Source organism: Microbacterium sp. UBA3394 (assembly GCF_002358725.1).
Taxonomy (GTDB): Bacteria; Actinomycetota; Actinomycetes; order Actinomycetales; family Microbacteriaceae; genus Microbacterium; species Microbacterium luteum.
Genome location: NZ_DEPK01000055.1, coordinates 34,237 through 50,051, shown reverse-complemented (window position 1 = coordinate 50,051; position 15,815 = coordinate 34,237). Strand labels below are relative to the sequence as shown.

The 15,815-nt window shown below is 66.6% G+C and carries 15 protein-coding genes; 8 read left to right on the top strand and 7 right to left on the bottom strand.

Going from position 1 to position 15,815, the window contains the following annotated elements; translation table 11 throughout:
* Positions 1-131: 131 nt before the first annotated feature.
* Positions 132-620, bottom strand: coding sequence for a LysR substrate-binding domain-containing protein (locus tag B4E30_RS03020; protein ID WP_286793431.1), 489 nt, complete (start codon positions 618-620; stop codon positions 132-134).
* 454 nt (positions 621-1,074) lie between these two features.
* Between B4E30_RS03020 and B4E30_RS03015 the strand changes: the two genes are divergently transcribed.
* The 5 genes from B4E30_RS03015 (at position 1,075) to B4E30_RS02995 (ending at position 3,949) form a co-directional block, all read left to right on the top strand.
* Positions 1,075-1,242 (top strand): hypothetical protein, encoded by a 168-nt coding sequence (locus B4E30_RS03015; RefSeq protein ID WP_286793427.1) that lies wholly within the window; start codon positions 1,075-1,077, stop codon positions 1,240-1,242.
* Positions 1,243-1,288: 46 nt separating this feature from the next.
* A complete protein-coding gene (locus tag B4E30_RS03010) occupies positions 1,289-1,483 on the top strand; it encodes an ATP-binding protein (RefSeq protein WP_286793430.1) in 195 nt (64 codons plus the stop codon).
* Between the two features lie 185 nt (positions 1,484-1,668).
* Positions 1,669-2,127 (top strand): RpiB/LacA/LacB family sugar-phosphate isomerase, encoded by a 459-nt coding sequence (locus B4E30_RS03005; protein ID WP_286793426.1) that lies wholly within the window; start codon positions 1,669-1,671, stop codon positions 2,125-2,127.
* On the top strand, positions 2,124-2,993 hold the full coding sequence (locus tag B4E30_RS03000; protein ID WP_349676942.1) for a transketolase: 870 nt from the start codon (positions 2,124-2,126) through the stop codon (positions 2,991-2,993). Before B4E30_RS03005 ends, B4E30_RS03000 begins: the two co-directional genes overlap by 4 nt.
* Positions 2,990-3,949 carry a transketolase family protein gene (locus tag B4E30_RS02995; protein ID WP_286793425.1) on the top strand — a complete coding sequence of 320 codons (960 nt, stop codon included), beginning with the start codon at positions 2,990-2,992 and terminating at the stop codon, positions 3,947-3,949. Before B4E30_RS03000 ends, B4E30_RS02995 begins: the two co-directional genes overlap by 4 nt.
* Here B4E30_RS02995 and B4E30_RS02990 read toward each other — a convergent pair.
* From B4E30_RS02990 to B4E30_RS02965, 6 genes are all read right to left on the bottom strand, one after another.
* Positions 3,933-4,823: a zinc-binding dehydrogenase gene (locus B4E30_RS02990; RefSeq protein WP_286793428.1), complete on the bottom strand. Its 891-nt coding sequence runs from the start codon at positions 4,821-4,823 to the stop codon at positions 3,933-3,935. The genes B4E30_RS02995 and B4E30_RS02990 overlap by 17 nt on opposite strands.
* A 136-nt stretch (positions 4,824-4,959) precedes the next feature.
* Positions 4,960-5,514, bottom strand: a complete 555-nt coding sequence (locus B4E30_RS02985) for a VOC family protein (RefSeq protein ID WP_286793424.1) — start codon at positions 5,512-5,514, stop codon at positions 4,960-4,962.
* Between the two features lie 24 nt (positions 5,515-5,538).
* Positions 5,539-7,272: a dihydroxyacetone kinase subunit DhaL gene (dhaL, locus tag B4E30_RS02980; protein WP_286793423.1), complete on the bottom strand. Its 1,734-nt coding sequence runs from the start codon at positions 7,270-7,272 to the stop codon at positions 5,539-5,541.
* A gap of 41 nt (positions 7,273-7,313) precedes the next feature.
* A complete protein-coding gene (locus B4E30_RS02975) occupies positions 7,314-8,120 on the bottom strand; it encodes an HAD-IA family hydrolase (RefSeq protein ID WP_286793422.1) in 807 nt (268 codons plus the stop codon).
* A 1-nt stretch (position 8,121) separates the two neighbouring features.
* Complete coding sequence (locus B4E30_RS02970) at positions 8,122-8,982, bottom strand: class II fructose-bisphosphate aldolase (protein WP_286793421.1); 861 nt, start codon at positions 8,980-8,982, stop codon at positions 8,122-8,124.
* 98 nt (positions 8,983-9,080) lie between these two features.
* Positions 9,081-10,916, bottom strand: coding sequence for a hybrid sensor histidine kinase/response regulator (locus B4E30_RS02965; RefSeq protein ID WP_286793420.1), 1,836 nt, complete (start codon positions 10,914-10,916; stop codon positions 9,081-9,083).
* Between the two features lie 166 nt (positions 10,917-11,082).
* Here B4E30_RS02965 and B4E30_RS02960 point away from each other — a divergent pair, with 166 nt between their 5' ends.
* The 3 genes from B4E30_RS02960 to B4E30_RS02950 all read left to right on the top strand — a co-directional run bounded on the left by B4E30_RS02960 (position 11,083) and on the right by B4E30_RS02950 (position 15,767).
* Positions 11,083-12,075 (top strand): 6-phosphofructokinase, encoded by a 993-nt coding sequence (locus tag B4E30_RS02960; protein ID WP_286793419.1) that lies wholly within the window; start codon positions 11,083-11,085, stop codon positions 12,073-12,075.
* Positions 12,076-12,210: 135 nt separating this feature from the next.
* Positions 12,211-14,403 carry an alpha-ketoacid dehydrogenase subunit alpha/beta gene (locus B4E30_RS02955; protein WP_286793418.1) on the top strand — a complete coding sequence of 731 codons (2,193 nt, stop codon included), beginning with the start codon at positions 12,211-12,213 and terminating at the stop codon, positions 14,401-14,403.
* On the top strand, positions 14,403-15,767 hold the full coding sequence (locus B4E30_RS02950) for a dihydrolipoamide acetyltransferase family protein (RefSeq protein ID WP_286793417.1): 1,365 nt from the start codon (positions 14,403-14,405) through the stop codon (positions 15,765-15,767). Before B4E30_RS02955 ends, B4E30_RS02950 begins: the two co-directional genes overlap by 1 nt.
* The last annotated feature ends 48 nt before the right edge of the window (positions 15,768-15,815 follow it).

The window sequence follows — 15,815 nt, the reverse complement described above, 5'->3', positions numbered from 1 at the left end:
GATGTGGGACCACTCCAGCATCCGCTCGCTCGCCGGAGCCCTCCGGGAGCTCGGCGCGGTCTGACCCGAGCGGCGTGATCCGAGCCGAGTGCGCGGTTCGCGCCGACCGCGCGCGCAACCTGTCTGGTGCGTCAGGCGGTAAGCGATGCGCTCTTGGGTTTGCTGAGCTTCCACGGTGCGCCGTCGAGAGCGCGCGCAACGTCGATGGTGAGCTTCACCGCCGGTATCGTGGCACGCTCAGGGGTCGTAACCACATGAATGGTGCGAAGCTCCTGTGGGTTGGTGGGCGTGATCACACAGCCGCGAGGAATGGCGGCGGTCGCGAGCGGGAGACGCGGCAGGATCGACACGCCGAAGCCCCGCGCGACGAGTCCCAGCACGGCGATGAAGTTGTTCGTCGTCATCGAGACATTCGGCGTGAAGCCCATCTTTCGGCAGACCTCCTCGACATGCCAACCATCGATCCACTCGTCGTCGGTCGAGGTCGAGGATCTCGACCGTCGCCTCGTCCGCCAGTGGATGGTCTCGGGGCAGGGTTGCGTGGGTACCTGGTTGCGCCGGATATCCGGGGCCGGTTCCCCGGATGTCAGCGACCCGCAAGAGATTGCGATTGGGATCATCGGGAAGACTGGGCGTTGGGCGGGAAGACCGACGTCGATAGTGTCGGGGCGTTCTGCAGAAGACACCACACGATGAAACAAGCTGCTGGGTGGACGGTCGTCCAAGGGTCTGGCGGGAGGCTACGGCTCAGGGGCCGACGCGTGACGCGGAACCGGCCGTCGGCGACGGTGACCGTGCGCCCGCTTCAGACGTCGGAGTGTAGTCAATCCTGATCGAAGGCCAGCCGGTGGTCTCGGACAATTATCCGCGCGTCCACTCGCGCTTGCGGCCACTTTGGATGGGTTGAACGGCAGACGGCCGAGGGCAACGATGCGCAGGTCTTCTTGTTGATCCAAGCAACGGATCGGGGGCGACATGGAGCAGCAAGCAGGAGGCGGATGCCTCCCGTACGCGCGAGCTCGTCGCCGAGGCGCGTCGGCTTCGTGAGGTGAGGACGGCGCGCTGCTCGGCACCGTGGTGGTCGTCTACGACGTCACCGAGCTCGCGCACGTGGTGGAGTTCCGCGAGCAGTTCCTGAAGACCGTCGCGCGCGACCTGATGAACCGCGTGCGCGAGATGCTCTCGGCGGCGCAGAGCGCTAGCCGCTGCGTGTCACGACGGTCGACATCATCCGCCTCATGACCGAGGCGATCGATGACGTGAGGGAGGAGATCGGCGACGCGCCCGACTGTTCGACCGGTTCTACCGCACCTCGTCAGCGATGGCGCGCGCCATCCAGGGGTTCGGTCTCGGGTGCACCGTCGTCGCCGACACGGTCGCCGCATACGGCGGAGAGGTGCGTGTCGACAGCGCCCAGGGGCAGACCACGTTCACGCTCGACGTTCCCGCCGGCCGCGGCCCGACGCCGAACCGGCCTGGGTGAAGACGCGCCGGCCCGGGTGCGCCGTGCGTTCCGTCTCGCGCCGCCCAACCACCCAGGCGGGCGGTAGGGGCATTCCCCAGCCCAATGCGGGGAACCCTCAATAGATCGGGCGACATCGCGGGGCTTGACTGGAAGGCACCACCACCAGGCTCGTCGGCGACGACGCAACGAGAAGAGGTAGTCCCATGTCCAGAAAGCTGCGACTCGCATTCGGATCCGACCCCAACGCGACAGACCTCAAGGATGCGCTCATCGCCGTCGCGCGAGAGCTCGGGCATGCCGTCGACGACCTCGGAGCCACTGATCCCGTGTACGCTCACGTCGCCACCGATGTCGCGGCGGCGGTCGCCTCTGGCGATTACGATCGGGGTGTCCTCCTCTGCGGCACGGGCATCGGTGTCTCCATCGCAGCGAACAAGGTCCCGGGAGCCTACTGTGCGCTCCTCAGCGACGCCTACTCGGCCGAACGCGCTCAACTGAGCAACAACGCCAACCTCATCTCGATGGGTGCGCAGACCATCGGAGTCGAAGTCGCCAAAGTGCTCCTTCGCCGCTACCTCGAGTGCGAGTTCGACCCGAACAGCCGGAGCGGTCCAAAGGTCGCGGCGATCACGGAATACGAAGAGCGTCAGGTTAAAGCATGACCGACGTCGAGGCAGTTGCGGTCGATACCGTTGCGCTCGAAATGCTTGCGACTCGTGCCAGGCGCAACGTACTGCGGATGCTGCGTGCAGGAGGCTCGGGGCACCTCGGTGGCGCCTTTTCCTGCCTCGACATCGTCACCACGCTCTACGCGCACGTGCTCACCCATGATCCCGAGCGTCCCGATGAACCCACCCGCGACAGATTCCTCCTCTCCGCAGGTCACAAGGCGCTCGCGCAATACGCCGTACTCGCGCTGTTCGGCTACTTCCCCGAAGATGTTCTCGACACCTACGGGTCCTTCGGCACGACCCTCCCGGGGCATCCCGACATGGCGAAGCTTCCCGGAATCGAAGCCAACACCGGGGCGCTGGGACACGGCACGGCCATCGCGGCCGGCATGGCCATGGCGGCCCGAACCCAGCATGAGAAGTGGCGGACCTATGTCCTCCTCGGTGATGGTGAGCTCGCGGAGGGATCGAACTGGGAGGCCTTCGCCCTCGCTGCTCATCACCGACTGGGCAACCTCGCCGCGATCATCGACGTGAACGGATTCCAGATCAGCGGCCCCGCTGAGGAGATCATGGGCATGGAACCGATCGCCGACAAGATGCGTGCTTTCGGATGGGCGGTGACCGAGATCGACGGCCATGACTACGCACAGATTCTCCGGGCGCTGGAGAGCGGTCGCGGTGACGAGAGCGTACCGACGGCCATCATCGCGCGTACGACGAAGGGTCAGGGCCTCGACGGGCTGGCGGGCACTCTCGGATCGCACTACTGGACTCCCAGCCGCGAAGAACTCGTCGATGCTTTCAACGAGCTCGACTCCCGGATAACGCGACTCAGCCGCGAGCGTGACGCGTGAGCGCCGCCGGCGGAGACCCCCGCAAGACGTTCGGTGCCGCGGTCTTCGACGCAGCGCTCACCAACCCCGACGTGGTCGCCATCTCGGTCGACTCCGGCCTCAGCTCTGGGCTGGGTCCGATGCGGGAGAAGTTCCCCGAACGCTACATCGAGATGGGGATCATGGAGCAAGCCGCCACAGGAGTCGCCGCAGGGCTCGCCGCGGCAGGGAAGATCCCGATCCTGTGCGCCATCGCCCCATTCGTCACTGCACGGAACTTCGAGATGTTCCGCAACGACGTGGGCTACATGCGACAAAACGTGAAGATCGTCGGCCGCAACTCCGGTCTCAGCTACTCGCCGCTGGGTCCAACGCACCATTCTCTCGAGGACTGTGCGCTCGCCCGCCTCATCCCTGGCGTCACCGTGCTCACCCCCGCCGATTGCGGCGAGATCGAAAGTGCGGTCGACGCGATGATCGCTCACGACGGTCCCGTCTACATGCGCATCGGCGCCGGCACGATCCCCGATCTGTTCCCGCGGGGAAGCTTCGCGTGGGGGCAGGGGCGGACCCTCACCGACGGCGATGACGTGACGGTCATCAGCGCAGGTCACATCACCGCCGAGGTGTCCGCGGCCGTCACTGAGCTGCGCGCGTGCGGTGCTTCCGTTGAGCACATCGCCCTATCGACAGTCAGTCCCCTCGACACGGAGCGGATCATCACCTCCGCGGCACGAACAGGCTGCGTGGTCACCGTCGAAGAGCACTACGTGCGCGGCGGCCTTGGTTCCGCCGTCGCCGAGCTGCTCGCAGCGCGATGCCCGGTGCCGCTCGAGATCGTCGGCGCTCCTCATCGCTTCATCTCGTCGGGGCCGTACGCCGACGTCATCCGCGGGTGCGAGCTCGATGCGGAATCGCTCGTGACGCGCATCCTGACATTCGTCGCCGCTCGATCGAAAATCACTCAAGCCGGATGACCGTCTTGCCGACGCCGTGACCACCCTCGATCGTGAGGAGAGCATCGCGGAGAGAGTCGACGGTCAGTTCCGGTACGACAGAGTGCACGGGGGAGCGCAGCTTCCCGTTCGCGGCCAGTTCCGCGACGCGCTCGAGGATCATCGCGTGCGGGGTGCCCGGGCCCGACCAGTCGGGAACCGCCTTGGTGAACATGTAGATCCAGTGCCACGTCGCGCTCAGGGGTTTCAGCGGGGTCACGTCGATCGGCCCGCGGTCGACGCCGACGACGTGCCCAAAGGGCGAAAGGACATCTGCGAACTCTTCGATGCGCCCGCCCGATGCGGTCGACACGATCTTCGTCACGCCGCCGGGGCTCAGAGCACGCACTTGCGGTGCGAGTGGCTCCGTGTGGTCGACGACGTGATGTGCGCCCTGCCGGCGAGCCCAGGCGGCCGAGTCTGAGCGTGACGCGGTGGCGATGATGTCGACGGCGGGCAGCAACGCCCGAGCGAGTTGGATGACCGCCGATCCGACGCCGCCCGCGCCCCCGACCACCAGGATCGTCTCCTCGTGCGACGGTGCGCAGTCGAGTTTGTCGATCAGCGCCTCCCATGCCGTGATCATCGTCAACGGGAGCGCCGCAGCATCGGTGTCCTCCCATCCGGTCGGCGCGCGGGCGCACAGGCGCTCATCGACGAGATGCGTATCCTGGGCGGCCCCATCGCGTTGCAACGTGCCGGCATAGAACACTCGATCGCCGACGTGATGGGCGCACGCGGCCGGGCCGGTGGCCACGACCTCGCCGACGGCGTCGAAACCGGGGATGATCCCGCGCTCAGAGGCGCGGACGCGCTTGACGTCGACAGGATTCACGCTGATCGCTCGCACCCTCACCAACAGGTCGTGCCCGGCCGGAGTCGGCACCGATCGATCCACTCGATCGACAGCCAAACCCCCGCCGGGCACGCAGCGCGCGGTCAGTGCCTGTGAGAGACCGGTCACGCATCACCTGCTGCAGCGGGGCGCTGCATCACTGCTTGGTTTCATCGACTTTCGCCGGGTGAAACAGCCGCGTGGTGCCGTTCGCCTTCGCCTCGTCGTCGACGGCGGTGCCGTTCGGCGCGGATACGACCTCAAGCTGCAGGCCCCACGGTGCGAGGAAGTAGCACCAGGTGAGACCCAGATTCGGGCCTTCGGTGTAGCTCGTCGGCTCGCCCAGCACTTCGACGCCCTGATCTCGCAGGTACGTGATCGCCGCGTCCATATCGTCGACGTAGAACGCCAGGTGGTGTCCTCCGATGTCGCTGTTCTTCGGCGGCTGGGGCGCCTGGTCAGGAGCCTCGTACTCGAAGATCTCCAGATTGCTGCCGTTGCCGAGGCGCAGGTAGCGGAACTCCTTGATGACCGAGCGCGGATGCACCCGAAGGTGCTCAGTCATCCAGTCCGAGTCGTCGTTGCGGAAGTTCGTCGCGGCGACGAACAACTCCTCCGCGCCGAGAACGTTGACGAAGAAGTCGCACGCTTCGTTGATGTCAGGCACGGTGAAGCCGATGTGCTCCATGCCGCGGATGCCGGGAATAGCCATGATTGTCTCCTTCCGAGCCGAGGCTCAGACGATTTCTTCGGTTCGCGCGGTCTGCACGGCGCCCGCCATCGTGCGCGCTGCCAGCGCGAACGACACCGCCCCCGGATCGGCGTGGCCGATCGAGCGTTCGGAGAGCACTCGGGCGCGTCCCAGCCGTGGCTTGAGATCGGCCGTCGCGGCCGCAGCAGCATCCGCCGCGTCGGCTGCCTTCTGCCATGCCACCGGAGTAGTCATCCCCTGCGACACCGCTTGGGCGAACGTTTCGGCGAAGGGCACCATCGCATCGAGCATGGTTTTGTCGCCGAGCTGTGCTCCGCCGAGCCGCTGAATCGCATCGACCAACGCGTTGACGGCGGCGGTCTGCAGGTCGCCGTCGACATAATCGGAGTTGCCGAGCGCGTTGCCGGCGGCAGTGAGTGCGGCACCCCACAGCGCGCCGGAGGCGCCACCGGCGTTCTCAGACCACCGGTCGCCGGCGCCCACCAACACGGTCTGGGCACCGGCGCCCTGCTCGAAAAGCTCACGCGCCGCGCGTGCGGCCGCAGCAGAGCCGCGCGTCATCCCGATGCCGTGATCTCCGTCGCCCGCAATCGCGTCGAGGTCGCCCAAAGCCGTGGCATTTGCTTCAATAGCCTCGCTGATACGGGCGAGTCCTTCGACGATGAGGCGCGCGGCCTGCCGAGAGTCCTCGGTGGCTGGCTCCGTCACCACGAGCTGCTCCGCCTCTGTGTTGAAGACGACATCGTCGGCGAGTGCGGGTGCCATCGGCGTGCGGCGCCTGTACGCGGGAGTGTCGCACTCGGCGAAGTAGTACGGTTCGATGACCTCGTTGAGCCAGATGAGTGTCAGCGATACGCCGCCCATGTCGAGCGAGGTCATGAATTCGCCCACCTCCCCGTCGACGATCTCGACGCCCGCGCGGCGCAGGCGCTCTGCGACGCTGGTGTAGGCCACGAACAGTTCCTCGTACTTTGCCGAGCCGAGTCCGTTCAGCATCGCCACAACGCGCGTCCCGTCCGCCGGACGCTCTTCGAGCAGGCGGTCGACGAGGAGGCCGGCGACATCGTCTGCCGTGCCGAGGTCGGTCTCGTAGATGCCGGCTTCACCGTGCACCCCCAATCCGACGCCGATCTGGCCCTTGGGTACCTCGAACAGGGGATGGTCGGCGCCGGGAAGTGTGCAGCCGGAGAATGCCACGCCAAAGGTCTGCACGCGGCTGTTCGCGTTGTGGAACACGTCGACGACCTCGTCGAGTGGCAAGCCCGCCTCGGCGGCGGCGCTGGTGATCTTCAGCACGGGCAGCCCGCCGGCGATGCCGCGGCGCATGTGCGGGGTCGTCGCGGGCGCTGATGCGACATCGTCGGTGACGACTGCCGTCGCGACCTCGATGTTCTCCGCCCGCAGCCGCTCGGCGGCCTGGCCGAAGTGCAGTACGTCCCCGGCGTAGTTGAGAAACGCGATGAGCACCCCGCCACCCTGGTCGGCGGCGCGAGCGACGCTGACCGCCTGCGAGGCGCTGGGGGACGAGAAGATGTTGCCGGTCACTGCCCCGTCGAGGAGGCCTTGTCCGACCCATCCGGTGAATGCGGGGTAGTGCCCGGTTCCGCCGCCCGAGATGACGGCGACCTTTCCCGGACGGCTCTGCGTCGCGCGCACCACGCCGCCGAACACAGCGCGTACGTATCCGGGGTTGGCCTCCACGAACCCTGCCGCGAGCTGGCGCGGGAAGTCCTTCGGGTCATTCAGCAGTGTCGTCATTATCTGTTCAACTCCTTCGTTGAAATGGGTCTGCGGTTCGCTCAGTGGGTTCTCGAGGCGGACCGGCTCACGGTGGGGAGGGGATGATCGAGCAGTCGGTTGAAGATCTCGAGATCGACACGGTCACCGACGGTCAGGCCGAACGGGTTATCGAGAACCCGTGCGGGTTCGGAATCGGACCCGAGGCAATCCACGACCAGCGATGCACCGCTGAAGTCGTCGTCGGCAGTGAAGCCACTCACAGTGACCACGGTGCGCAAGCCTGCTGCGACGGCCGCACGCACTCCGATTCCGCTGTCCTCGATCACGACGCACTCGCCCGGGGTGGCGCCGAGCTCGCGCACCGCGAGTTCATAGATATCCGGCGCGGGCTTCTTCCGTGCAACGATGTCGCCGGCGAAGAACCGGAACTGCGCTGAGAGCTCCTCGCCGACGGCGTGCCGCAGCACAGCCTCGACCGACGGCAGGGCGGAGGTCGATGCGACCGCCAGCTGCCAGCCCTGCGCTCGCGCTTCATCGGCGAGTCGGGCGATCCCGGGGCGGGCGGGGACGGTGCCGCTGTCGATCAGTCGGGTATACCGTGCCGTTTTCTCGCGGTGCCACTCGACGAGCATGGCGGTCTGGTCCTCGCCGCCGGTCGGAAGGCCGGCTTGGGAGACGAAATCGGGTGTGAGAAGTGAGCGCATGCGCTCCTTGCCGCCGCCGATCTTCACTTTCTCGGCGTATGTCGGCACATCCCATCGCACGGGAACGCCGAAGTGTTCAAACGTCGCGTTGAAAGCGGGGAGGTGTCCGTCGCGCTCGGTGTCGGCGAGGACACCGTCGCAGTCGAAGATGAGCGCCGGCATCTCACGCCGCCTTCCCGGCTGAGCCGAAGTCCTCAGCCAGTCCGGTGACGAGGTCGATGACGTGCTGCCGGGTGAAGGTGAACAGTGACGGGGGATCCCACTTGTTCCGCTCCCGGGCGTTCTCCAGGAACTCGAGCGTGGACTTCATGTACGTCTCCTTCAAAGCCGTCGAGATGTTCACCTTGGCGCAGCCCCGCTCGATGAGTACGTGAAACTGCTCGAGACTGAGTCCGCTCCCGCCGTGCAGCGCGACAGGGATGGACCGGGCAGCGACGATGTCCTCCACCCGCTGGTAGTCGAGCACGGGCGCGGTCTTGTAAGAGCCATGGGCGTTGCCGATGGAGGGTGCGAAGACGTCCACGCCCGACCTGTCGATGAAGTCCAGGCAGACGTCAAGACTCTGGCGTGCCGCCTCTTCGTCGGATCCATGGTCGTCTTCCACGCCGGTTATCGACTCGATCTCACCCTCGACATGCGCCCCGTAATCGCGCGCTTCCTTCACGACCTCGATGGTCTGCCGCAGGTTCTCCTCGACGGGAAGCTCCGAGGCGTCGAACAGCACGGAGTTCCATCCGTTCTGGAGACACTCGGTGACCACCGCGCGATCGGGGCAGTGGTCGAGGTGCAGACACACCGGAACGTCGATGCCCTCCGTCATGGTGCGCCACATGCCCGCCAGTACGGGCGCACCGATGCTGCGCACGGTTTTCACGGATGTCTGCACGATGACCGGTGATCGCGCCGCCACCGCTCCTTGGAGAACACCCTCCAGCGTCAGGTCGTTGAAGATGTTCACCGCCGGCACGCCGTAGCGCTGCGAGAACGCGGTCCCGAGGATGTTCTCGAGAGAAACTACGCCCATGTACTCACTCCCATCAGGTCTCTCTCACGCTATTGCGGGCGCGCAAGGGGTGACCATGAGGGGTGTCCCCCTTGAGGAGTAGGGGAATCACGTAGGGGTTAGAACGTAGGAGCGACCTCTCCCATACCCGCCAGCATCGTGCGGTTGTGCGCCCCGCACTTGCGCAGCAGCGAGCCGACATGCTTCTCGACGGTCTTCACCGAGATGCCGAGCGCTGTCGCGATCTGCTTGTCTGCCAGACCCTTCGCAACCAATCCGCGTACCTCGACCTCGCGCGCGGTGAGCCGTTCTCCGTGGGAGGCTGCGCCGCCAGAGTCGAGAAGGTGCTCATACAACCCGGCGTCGATCATGGCCAATCCCTGTCCGGCTGCCACAATGCTGCGCGCGATCGCATCGGCCGACGATCGCTTGGTGAGATAGCCCCGCACACCGACCTCTCGCGTGAGTCGGATCTGGTCCACGTTCGGCGACTCCATGTACGCCACGATCGACGCGCGGCTGTTCACAGCTTTGAGTCGCTCGGCAATCGCCTCGAGTGATCGTTCGTGGGCGTCGAGGTCGACCACGACGACATCGGGGGCGACCTGTTCGATCGTCGTCAGGAGAACGTCGGACTCCTGACCCTCGGTGGCGATCTGCATCGACGGCTCGTGCAGTTGGAGGAGTCGTACGAGCCCGGCTGTCACGAGCGGCTGGCTGCTCGAAATCAGCACCTTCCAAGGCTGGCCCGGCGTCGACTGGAGAGCGTCGATATCGGGAAGGACCACGCGGACCTTCGTGCCCCAGCCCTCGATGGATTCGATGTCGAACTCCCCGCCGAAGTGTGCGACGCGTGATGAGATGCCATGAAGCCCGAGACCGCCGAGAGGAGGCCGATGGCCGTTGTACCCGAGCGGCGAGGGAGTGAAACCGCGCCCGTCGTCTTCGACGAGGAGCGTGACGGAATGGGAGCTGTAGATCAGGCCGAGACGCACCTGGGCGGCGCGCGCGTGATTGGCCACGTTGGTCAGAGCCTCCTGCGTGATCCGCAGGAGTTGGTGAGACACCTCGGCCGACACTTCTCGTCGGGTTCCCGAGATCGACAGCGTCGTCTTCAGCGGTGCGACCGATGAGACCCAGTCGAGCTCGTCCGAGAGCGCCTGCTCGAGCGTGCTTCCCTCGAGCGCCGTCGGTCCGATTCCGGCTGCCGTGCGCCGCGCTTCGAGCAGCGCCTGTTCGGCACGGGCTCGAGCATCGTCGATATGCGCCCGTGCGGGACTGGAGGAGTCGACGAGGTCAGCTGCCTTATGCAACTCGAGCACCATCGCCCGCAGAGCGTGCCCCACGGTCGACTGCACATCTCGTACCACCTCTTCGCGCTCGTGGGCGACGGCGATTTCGCGATCCCGCTTCGACAGCCGCGAGTGCATCTCGGCGTTAGCGAGGGCGATCGCGGCATGACTGGCGAACAGCTCGCCCAGCTCCGCATCCGTCGTCGTGAAGAGTCGGTCCGGTCCGTCGCCGAAGATCACGCAGCTGCCGATGATGCGCTCGCCCCACCGGATCGGCACGCCCAGCACGGCGCTCTCCCACCGAGGATCATCGACGGCGATGTGGCCGGCGGTGATCGACGAGTACGAATGCAGAACGACGGTGCTCCGAGTGCGGACGATCTCGCCGGTGACGCCTTGGTCCAGGGAGAACGTCTGCCCCTCCAAGCACCCCACGCCCACATCGACACGCTTCGTGTAGGTGCCGGCTGCTTCGTCGACGAGGCTGATCGATCCCGACCGGCAACCGAGAAGGCGGGTTGCGCTGCGAAGAATGCGCTCCAGCAGCGGCTGCAACTCGAATTGTCCGGCCAGCTCGGCCGCGGACTCCGTGATGGCGCGCAGATGGCCGGAGGGGGTCAAGACCTCGGGGCTGGTCTTCACGGCCGGGAACTCAGATGTCATAGTCGGTCCTCCTCGACCGCCGTCGCATCCGACGACTGGTGTGGAGTGTACACGGGGCGGCGGTCGTCGCTCGCGCGCTGCCGACCACCTCAGTGGTGGAATCCCTATACCCGACCGGGGGAATTCCGGCATGGGAGGCGCTCGAGGCCAGAGCTAAGGTCGGGGCGTGGGCACCGCACTGCGCAGGTTCGGCGTACTCGCGGGAGGCGACGACTATCCCGGACTGAACGCCGTGATACGCGCCGCCGTGCTGCGAGGCGCGCAAGATCACGAAGCCGAGTTCGTCGGCTTCGTCGACGGCTGGCGAGGGGTACTCGACGCGCAGACGATCGAACTCGACTGGCGCGCAGTCCGTGGAATCGCAGGCGCAGCGGGCACAGTGCTCGGCGCCGCGCCCCGCTTCGAGGGCGCGGGGCCCGTCGATGTCGACGTCGTCGAGACTGGAGTCCGCGCCTCCAACCTGGACGGACTGCTCATGATCGGAGGTGCCGAGACGATCGGCATGGCTGATCGGCTTCGTGAGGACGGCATCCCGGTGGTGGTCGTGCCCGCGTCGGTGGAGAACTGCCTTCCGTGCGCCGAAAGCGCGCTGGGGTTCGACACCGTCGTCGGCATCGCCGTCGAGGCGATGGCTCGGCTGCGGGCCATCGGCGAAGCGCAGCAGCAGTGCACCATCGCCGAAGTGATCGGCAGGGACGCCGGCTGGATCGCGTTGCACGCTGGGCTCGCCGCCGGGGCGGATGTCGTGCTGGTGCCGGAGTGGCCGCAGACGAGTGAACAGATCCGGAAGCGCATGGTGCTGTCCGGCCGTCGGGGACATCTTCTCGTCGTCGCCGAGAGCTTCGGCCTGGCGGCGGAGGGGGGCGTCGAGCGCGGTGCCGGCCCTCGGCTGCGCCACATCATCGAATCGCACACGGGAGCCGAACCGCTTGTGAGCGGTCTCGCCGCTGTGCAGCGGGGAGCGTCCCCGAGCCCGGCGGACCGAGTTCTCGCCGCCAGACTCGGGTATGGCGCCGCCGACGCTCTCCTGGGGAATTGCCACGGAACCATGGTGACGATGTCCGCAGACGAGCTGCAGGTGATCCCGCTGTCGGAGCACCAGTCGAAGCGCACCGTCTCGCGCGATCACTACAGGCGCTTCGAGGCGCTGCTCGGATGACGAACACGCGGTGGGGTGATCCCCTACCGTGACGGCGGGAAAGCCCGCATACCGCCGAAGGCCGCCGTCTCCCTAGCATCGGGGACGAGGGCGTCATCGCCGCGGATGCCGCCTCAGAGATCGAGGATGACGTAGATGACGACGACGAAGAAGCTGACACCCGCTTCGCCATGGGTGGAGCTTCGCACCACCACCAAGGACTGGGACGCCGCCGATCCGGCGCTGTTGACGACGATGGCTGCGCAGCTGCATCTGATCCGCGCTTTCGAGGAAACCGTGCTGGATCTCGCAGGCCAGAAGCTGGTGAACGGCCCCGCGCACTCGAGCATCGGCCAGGAGGGCGGTGCGGTCGGTTCGATCCTGCCGCTGACTGTCGATGACCAGATCAACGGCTCCCACCGGGGTCATCACCAGTTCCTCGCGAAGGCGTTCACTGCCGTGCAGCCGGACGGCTTCGACGCCAAGAGCGATTTCAGTGAAGCCGTGCGGTCGGTGCTCTCCCGGAGTCTGTCGGAGATCTGCGGACTGAAGGACGGGTACTGCGGGGGACGAGGCGGGTCGATGCACCTGCAGTGGAAAGAGATCGGCGCGATGGGCACCAACGCGATCGTCGGCGGTGCCGTCCCGTTCGCCACCGGCTTCGCGTGGGCGGACACGCACGCGAAGACCGACGCGGTCTCGGTGACATACTTCGGCGACGGTGCCATGAACATCGGATCGGTGCTCGAAAGCCTCAATCTCGCCTCGGCGTGGTCGCTTCCAGTGTGCTTTTTCGTCGAGAACAACCAGTACGCCGTGTCGACCACGGTCGAGGAGGCGACAGGTGAACCGCGACTATCGGCGCGGGCGCTGGGCTTCAACATCCCGAGCTGGCGGGTCGACGGCATGGACCCGCTCGCGGTCCACATCGCGATGAACGAAGCGCTCGAGCACATGCGAGCCGGTAGGGGGCCGACCATGATCGAGGTCGACGTGTACCGGTACTTCCACCAGAACGGGCCGTTCCCTGGCAGCGCGTTCGGCTACCGCGACCGTGACGAGGAAGCCGATTGGCGCGGCCGCGACCCGCTCGAAGCGATCGGACGCCATCTGACACGGCGCGGCATCCTCACGGACGTCGAACTCGCCGATCTGCGCTCGCGCGCGAAGACGATCATGTCTTCGGTGTCTGACGAGATGCTGGAGCCGGATCCCGAGCGCAAGGGTCAGCAGCGTTTCAAGCTCGACCTGTGGCCGGATCCGAGTGCGATCGATCAGGGCATCCGAGGAGACCTCTCGGAGTTCGACGGGTCGCGCTACCTCGAAGCGCACGAGGTCACTGGGGCGAAGGCACAAGTGCGCTTCGTCGATGCCGTCGCGGAGGTGATGTCGCGCCGAATGAGCGAGGACGAGCGCATCGTGGTGCTCGGTGAGGACGTACACAAGCTCAACGGTGGGCCCCGGGGTGCGACGAAAGGCCTCAAAGACGCCTACCCCGACCGCGTGCTCGGCACGCCGATCAGTGAGGCTGCCTTCAGCGGGTTGGCCGGCGGTATGGCACTCGACGGACGTTACCGGCCGGTCATCGAACTCATGTACGCCGATTTCGTCTGGGTGGCGGCCGACCAACTCTTCAACCAGATCGGCAAAGCGCGTCACATGTTCGGCGGTCACCACAGCATGCCCCTGGTGATGAGGATCAAAGTCGGCACACGCACCGGATACGGGTCTCAGCACTCGATGGATCCGGCGGGGATCATGGCCTCGTCGGCCGGCTGGCGCATCGTCGCCCCTTCGACACCGCATGACTACATCGGAGCGATGAACGCCGCGCTGCTCTGCGAGGACCCGGTCGCCGTGCTCGAGCACGACGCGGACCTGTACCGCGCGGAAGGTGAGATCCCCGAAGGAGACATGGACTTCCTGCTGCCCGTCGGCAGCGCCGCGGTGCGACGCGCAGGCGAAGCCGTGACCGTGCTTACCTACCTCTCGATGGTCGCGCCCTGTCTGGAAGCGGCAGAGACGAGCGGTGTAGACGCCGAAGTGATCGATCTGCGCTGGCTCGACCTCGCCAGTATCGACTGGGCCACGATCGAGGAGAGCATCATCAAGACCAACCGGGTGCTGATCGTGGAGCAGGGGTCGCGACAGACGTCGTACGGGTCGCTCCTCGCCGACGAGATCCAACGCCGCTATTTCGATTGGCTTGACGCGCCGGTTGCCCGGATCTCGGGGAGCGAATCGTCACCGAGCATCAGCAAGGTGCTGGAGGAAGCAGCCCTGGCCGGCACCGCCGACGTGGTCGAGGGACTCAAACGCTTGGCATACGACGCGGAGGGGGCGGACTGATGGCCAGTGTGCTGCGTATGCCGGGGGTTTCGGCGGACTCCGAAGAGGCGGCTCTCGTCGAGTGGTCTGTTGGCATCGGAGCCACCCTCGGCGATGGCGACACGGTCGCGATCGTCGAGACCGAGAAGGCGAATGTCGACATCGTCTCGGATACCGCCGGTCACCTGTGGCGAACTTTGGCGGCGCCGGGCGACTCCGTGGTGGTCGGCAACCCGATCGCGGTGATCCTGGGTGACGGCGAGAGTGAGGACGCCGGCCTGGCGCTGCTGCGAAGCCTCGGCCTGGACGGCGAACCCGACAGCGGCGACGACAGTCCCCCCGAGGACGGCGAACAGACACGAACATCGGCTCCCGAGGTGGCCGAAGACCTCGCGCTGGCGGCTCCCCCTGAGACAGAGCCCGCGCAGGCGCGGGCTCCGGAACCGGGGGAGTCTGCCGCGGTCGTATCAGCGCCCAAGCCAGACCCGGATCGCGCCGAGCGAAGCGACCGCGTCTTCGCTTCTCCCCTCGTCAGGCGCCTCGCCGATGAAGCCGGCGTCCCACTCGACAGCATCCGGGGCAGCGGCCCGCATGGGCGGATCGTCAAGCGCGACCTCGAGAAGGTGCTCGCCGCGGCACCCGTCGCCGCCGAAGCCGCCCCGAAGCCGCCGGCGCCCTCATCACCGCCTGCCGACCTACCGGCGCCGCAGGCAGGAGACATCCCTCACACCCGAATGCGGCGTGCCATCGCCACCGCTCTCACGGGGAGTAAGCAGCAGTCGCCCCACTTCTACCTCTCGACGACCGTCCGCATGGACGAGGTGCTCGCGTTGCGTACCACCATCAATACGACATCGTCGACACGGGTCTCGGTCAACGACTTCGTCATCAAGGGCATCGCCGAAGCCTTCGTGGCTGTTCCTGAGGCGAATGTCATGTGGATGCCAGAGGCGGTGCGTCCGCTCCAGGCTGTCGATGTCTCGGTTGCCATCGGCAGCGCGAAGGGGCTCGTTACGCCGGTGATTCGCAATGCCGACCAACTGCGCATCACCGAGGTGTCCCGACGCGTGCGTGACTTCGTCGCGCGCGCCGATGAGGGACGGCTCAAACAGGAGGAGCTGCAGGGCGGCTCGTTCACGGTCTCGAACCTCGGGATGTACGGCGTCGAGGAGTTCTCGGCCATCATCAATCCGCCGCAGGTCGGGATCCTCGCCGTTGGAGCGGTTGTCGCCACGCCCGTCGTCGAGGGCGATCGGATCGTGCCGGCGAACGTCATGACGGTGACGGCGTCGTTCGACCACCGCCCAGTGGACGGCGTCCTCGGAGCGCAGTGGCTCGCCGCCTTCAAGAAGGCTATGGAGAACCCCCTGTCGCTCCTGGCCTGACAGTCCTCCTGGCGGGTGGGGGGTTCCCTACCCGCCAGGAGGGAAAGC

What these genes read in the sequence shown, in the direction of transcription:
- B4E30_RS02985 (WP_286793424.1), bottom strand. Translation starts at nt 5,514, where the DNA reads ATGGCTATTCCCGGCATCCGCGGCATGGAGCACATCGGCTTCACCGTG.
- B4E30_RS03020 (WP_286793431.1), bottom strand. Translation starts at nt 620, where the DNA reads ATGATCCCAATCGCAATCTCTTGCGGGTCGCTGACATCCGGGGAACCG.
- B4E30_RS02950 (WP_286793417.1), top strand. Translation starts at nt 14,403, where the DNA reads ATGGCCAGTGTGCTGCGTATGCCGGGGGTTTCGGCGGACTCCGAAGAG.
- dhaL (WP_286793423.1), bottom strand. Translation starts at nt 7,272, where the DNA reads ATGACGACACTGCTGAATGACCCGAAGGACTTCCCGCGCCAGCTCGCG.
- B4E30_RS02965 (WP_286793420.1), bottom strand. Translation starts at nt 10,916, where the DNA reads ATGACATCTGAGTTCCCGGCCGTGAAGACCAGCCCCGAGGTCTTGACC.
- B4E30_RS02970 (WP_286793421.1), bottom strand. Translation starts at nt 8,982, where the DNA reads ATGGGCGTAGTTTCTCTCGAGAACATCCTCGGGACCGCGTTCTCGCAG.
- B4E30_RS02955 (WP_286793418.1), top strand. Translation starts at nt 12,211, where the DNA reads ATGACGACGACGAAGAAGCTGACACCCGCTTCGCCATGGGTGGAGCTT.
- B4E30_RS02975 (WP_286793422.1), bottom strand. Translation starts at nt 8,120, where the DNA reads ATGCCGGCGCTCATCTTCGACTGCGACGGTGTCCTCGCCGACACCGAG.
- B4E30_RS03000 (WP_349676942.1), top strand. Translation starts at nt 2,124, where the DNA reads ATGACCGACGTCGAGGCAGTTGCGGTCGATACCGTTGCGCTCGAAATG.
- B4E30_RS03005 (WP_286793426.1), top strand. Translation starts at nt 1,669, where the DNA reads ATGTCCAGAAAGCTGCGACTCGCATTCGGATCCGACCCCAACGCGACA.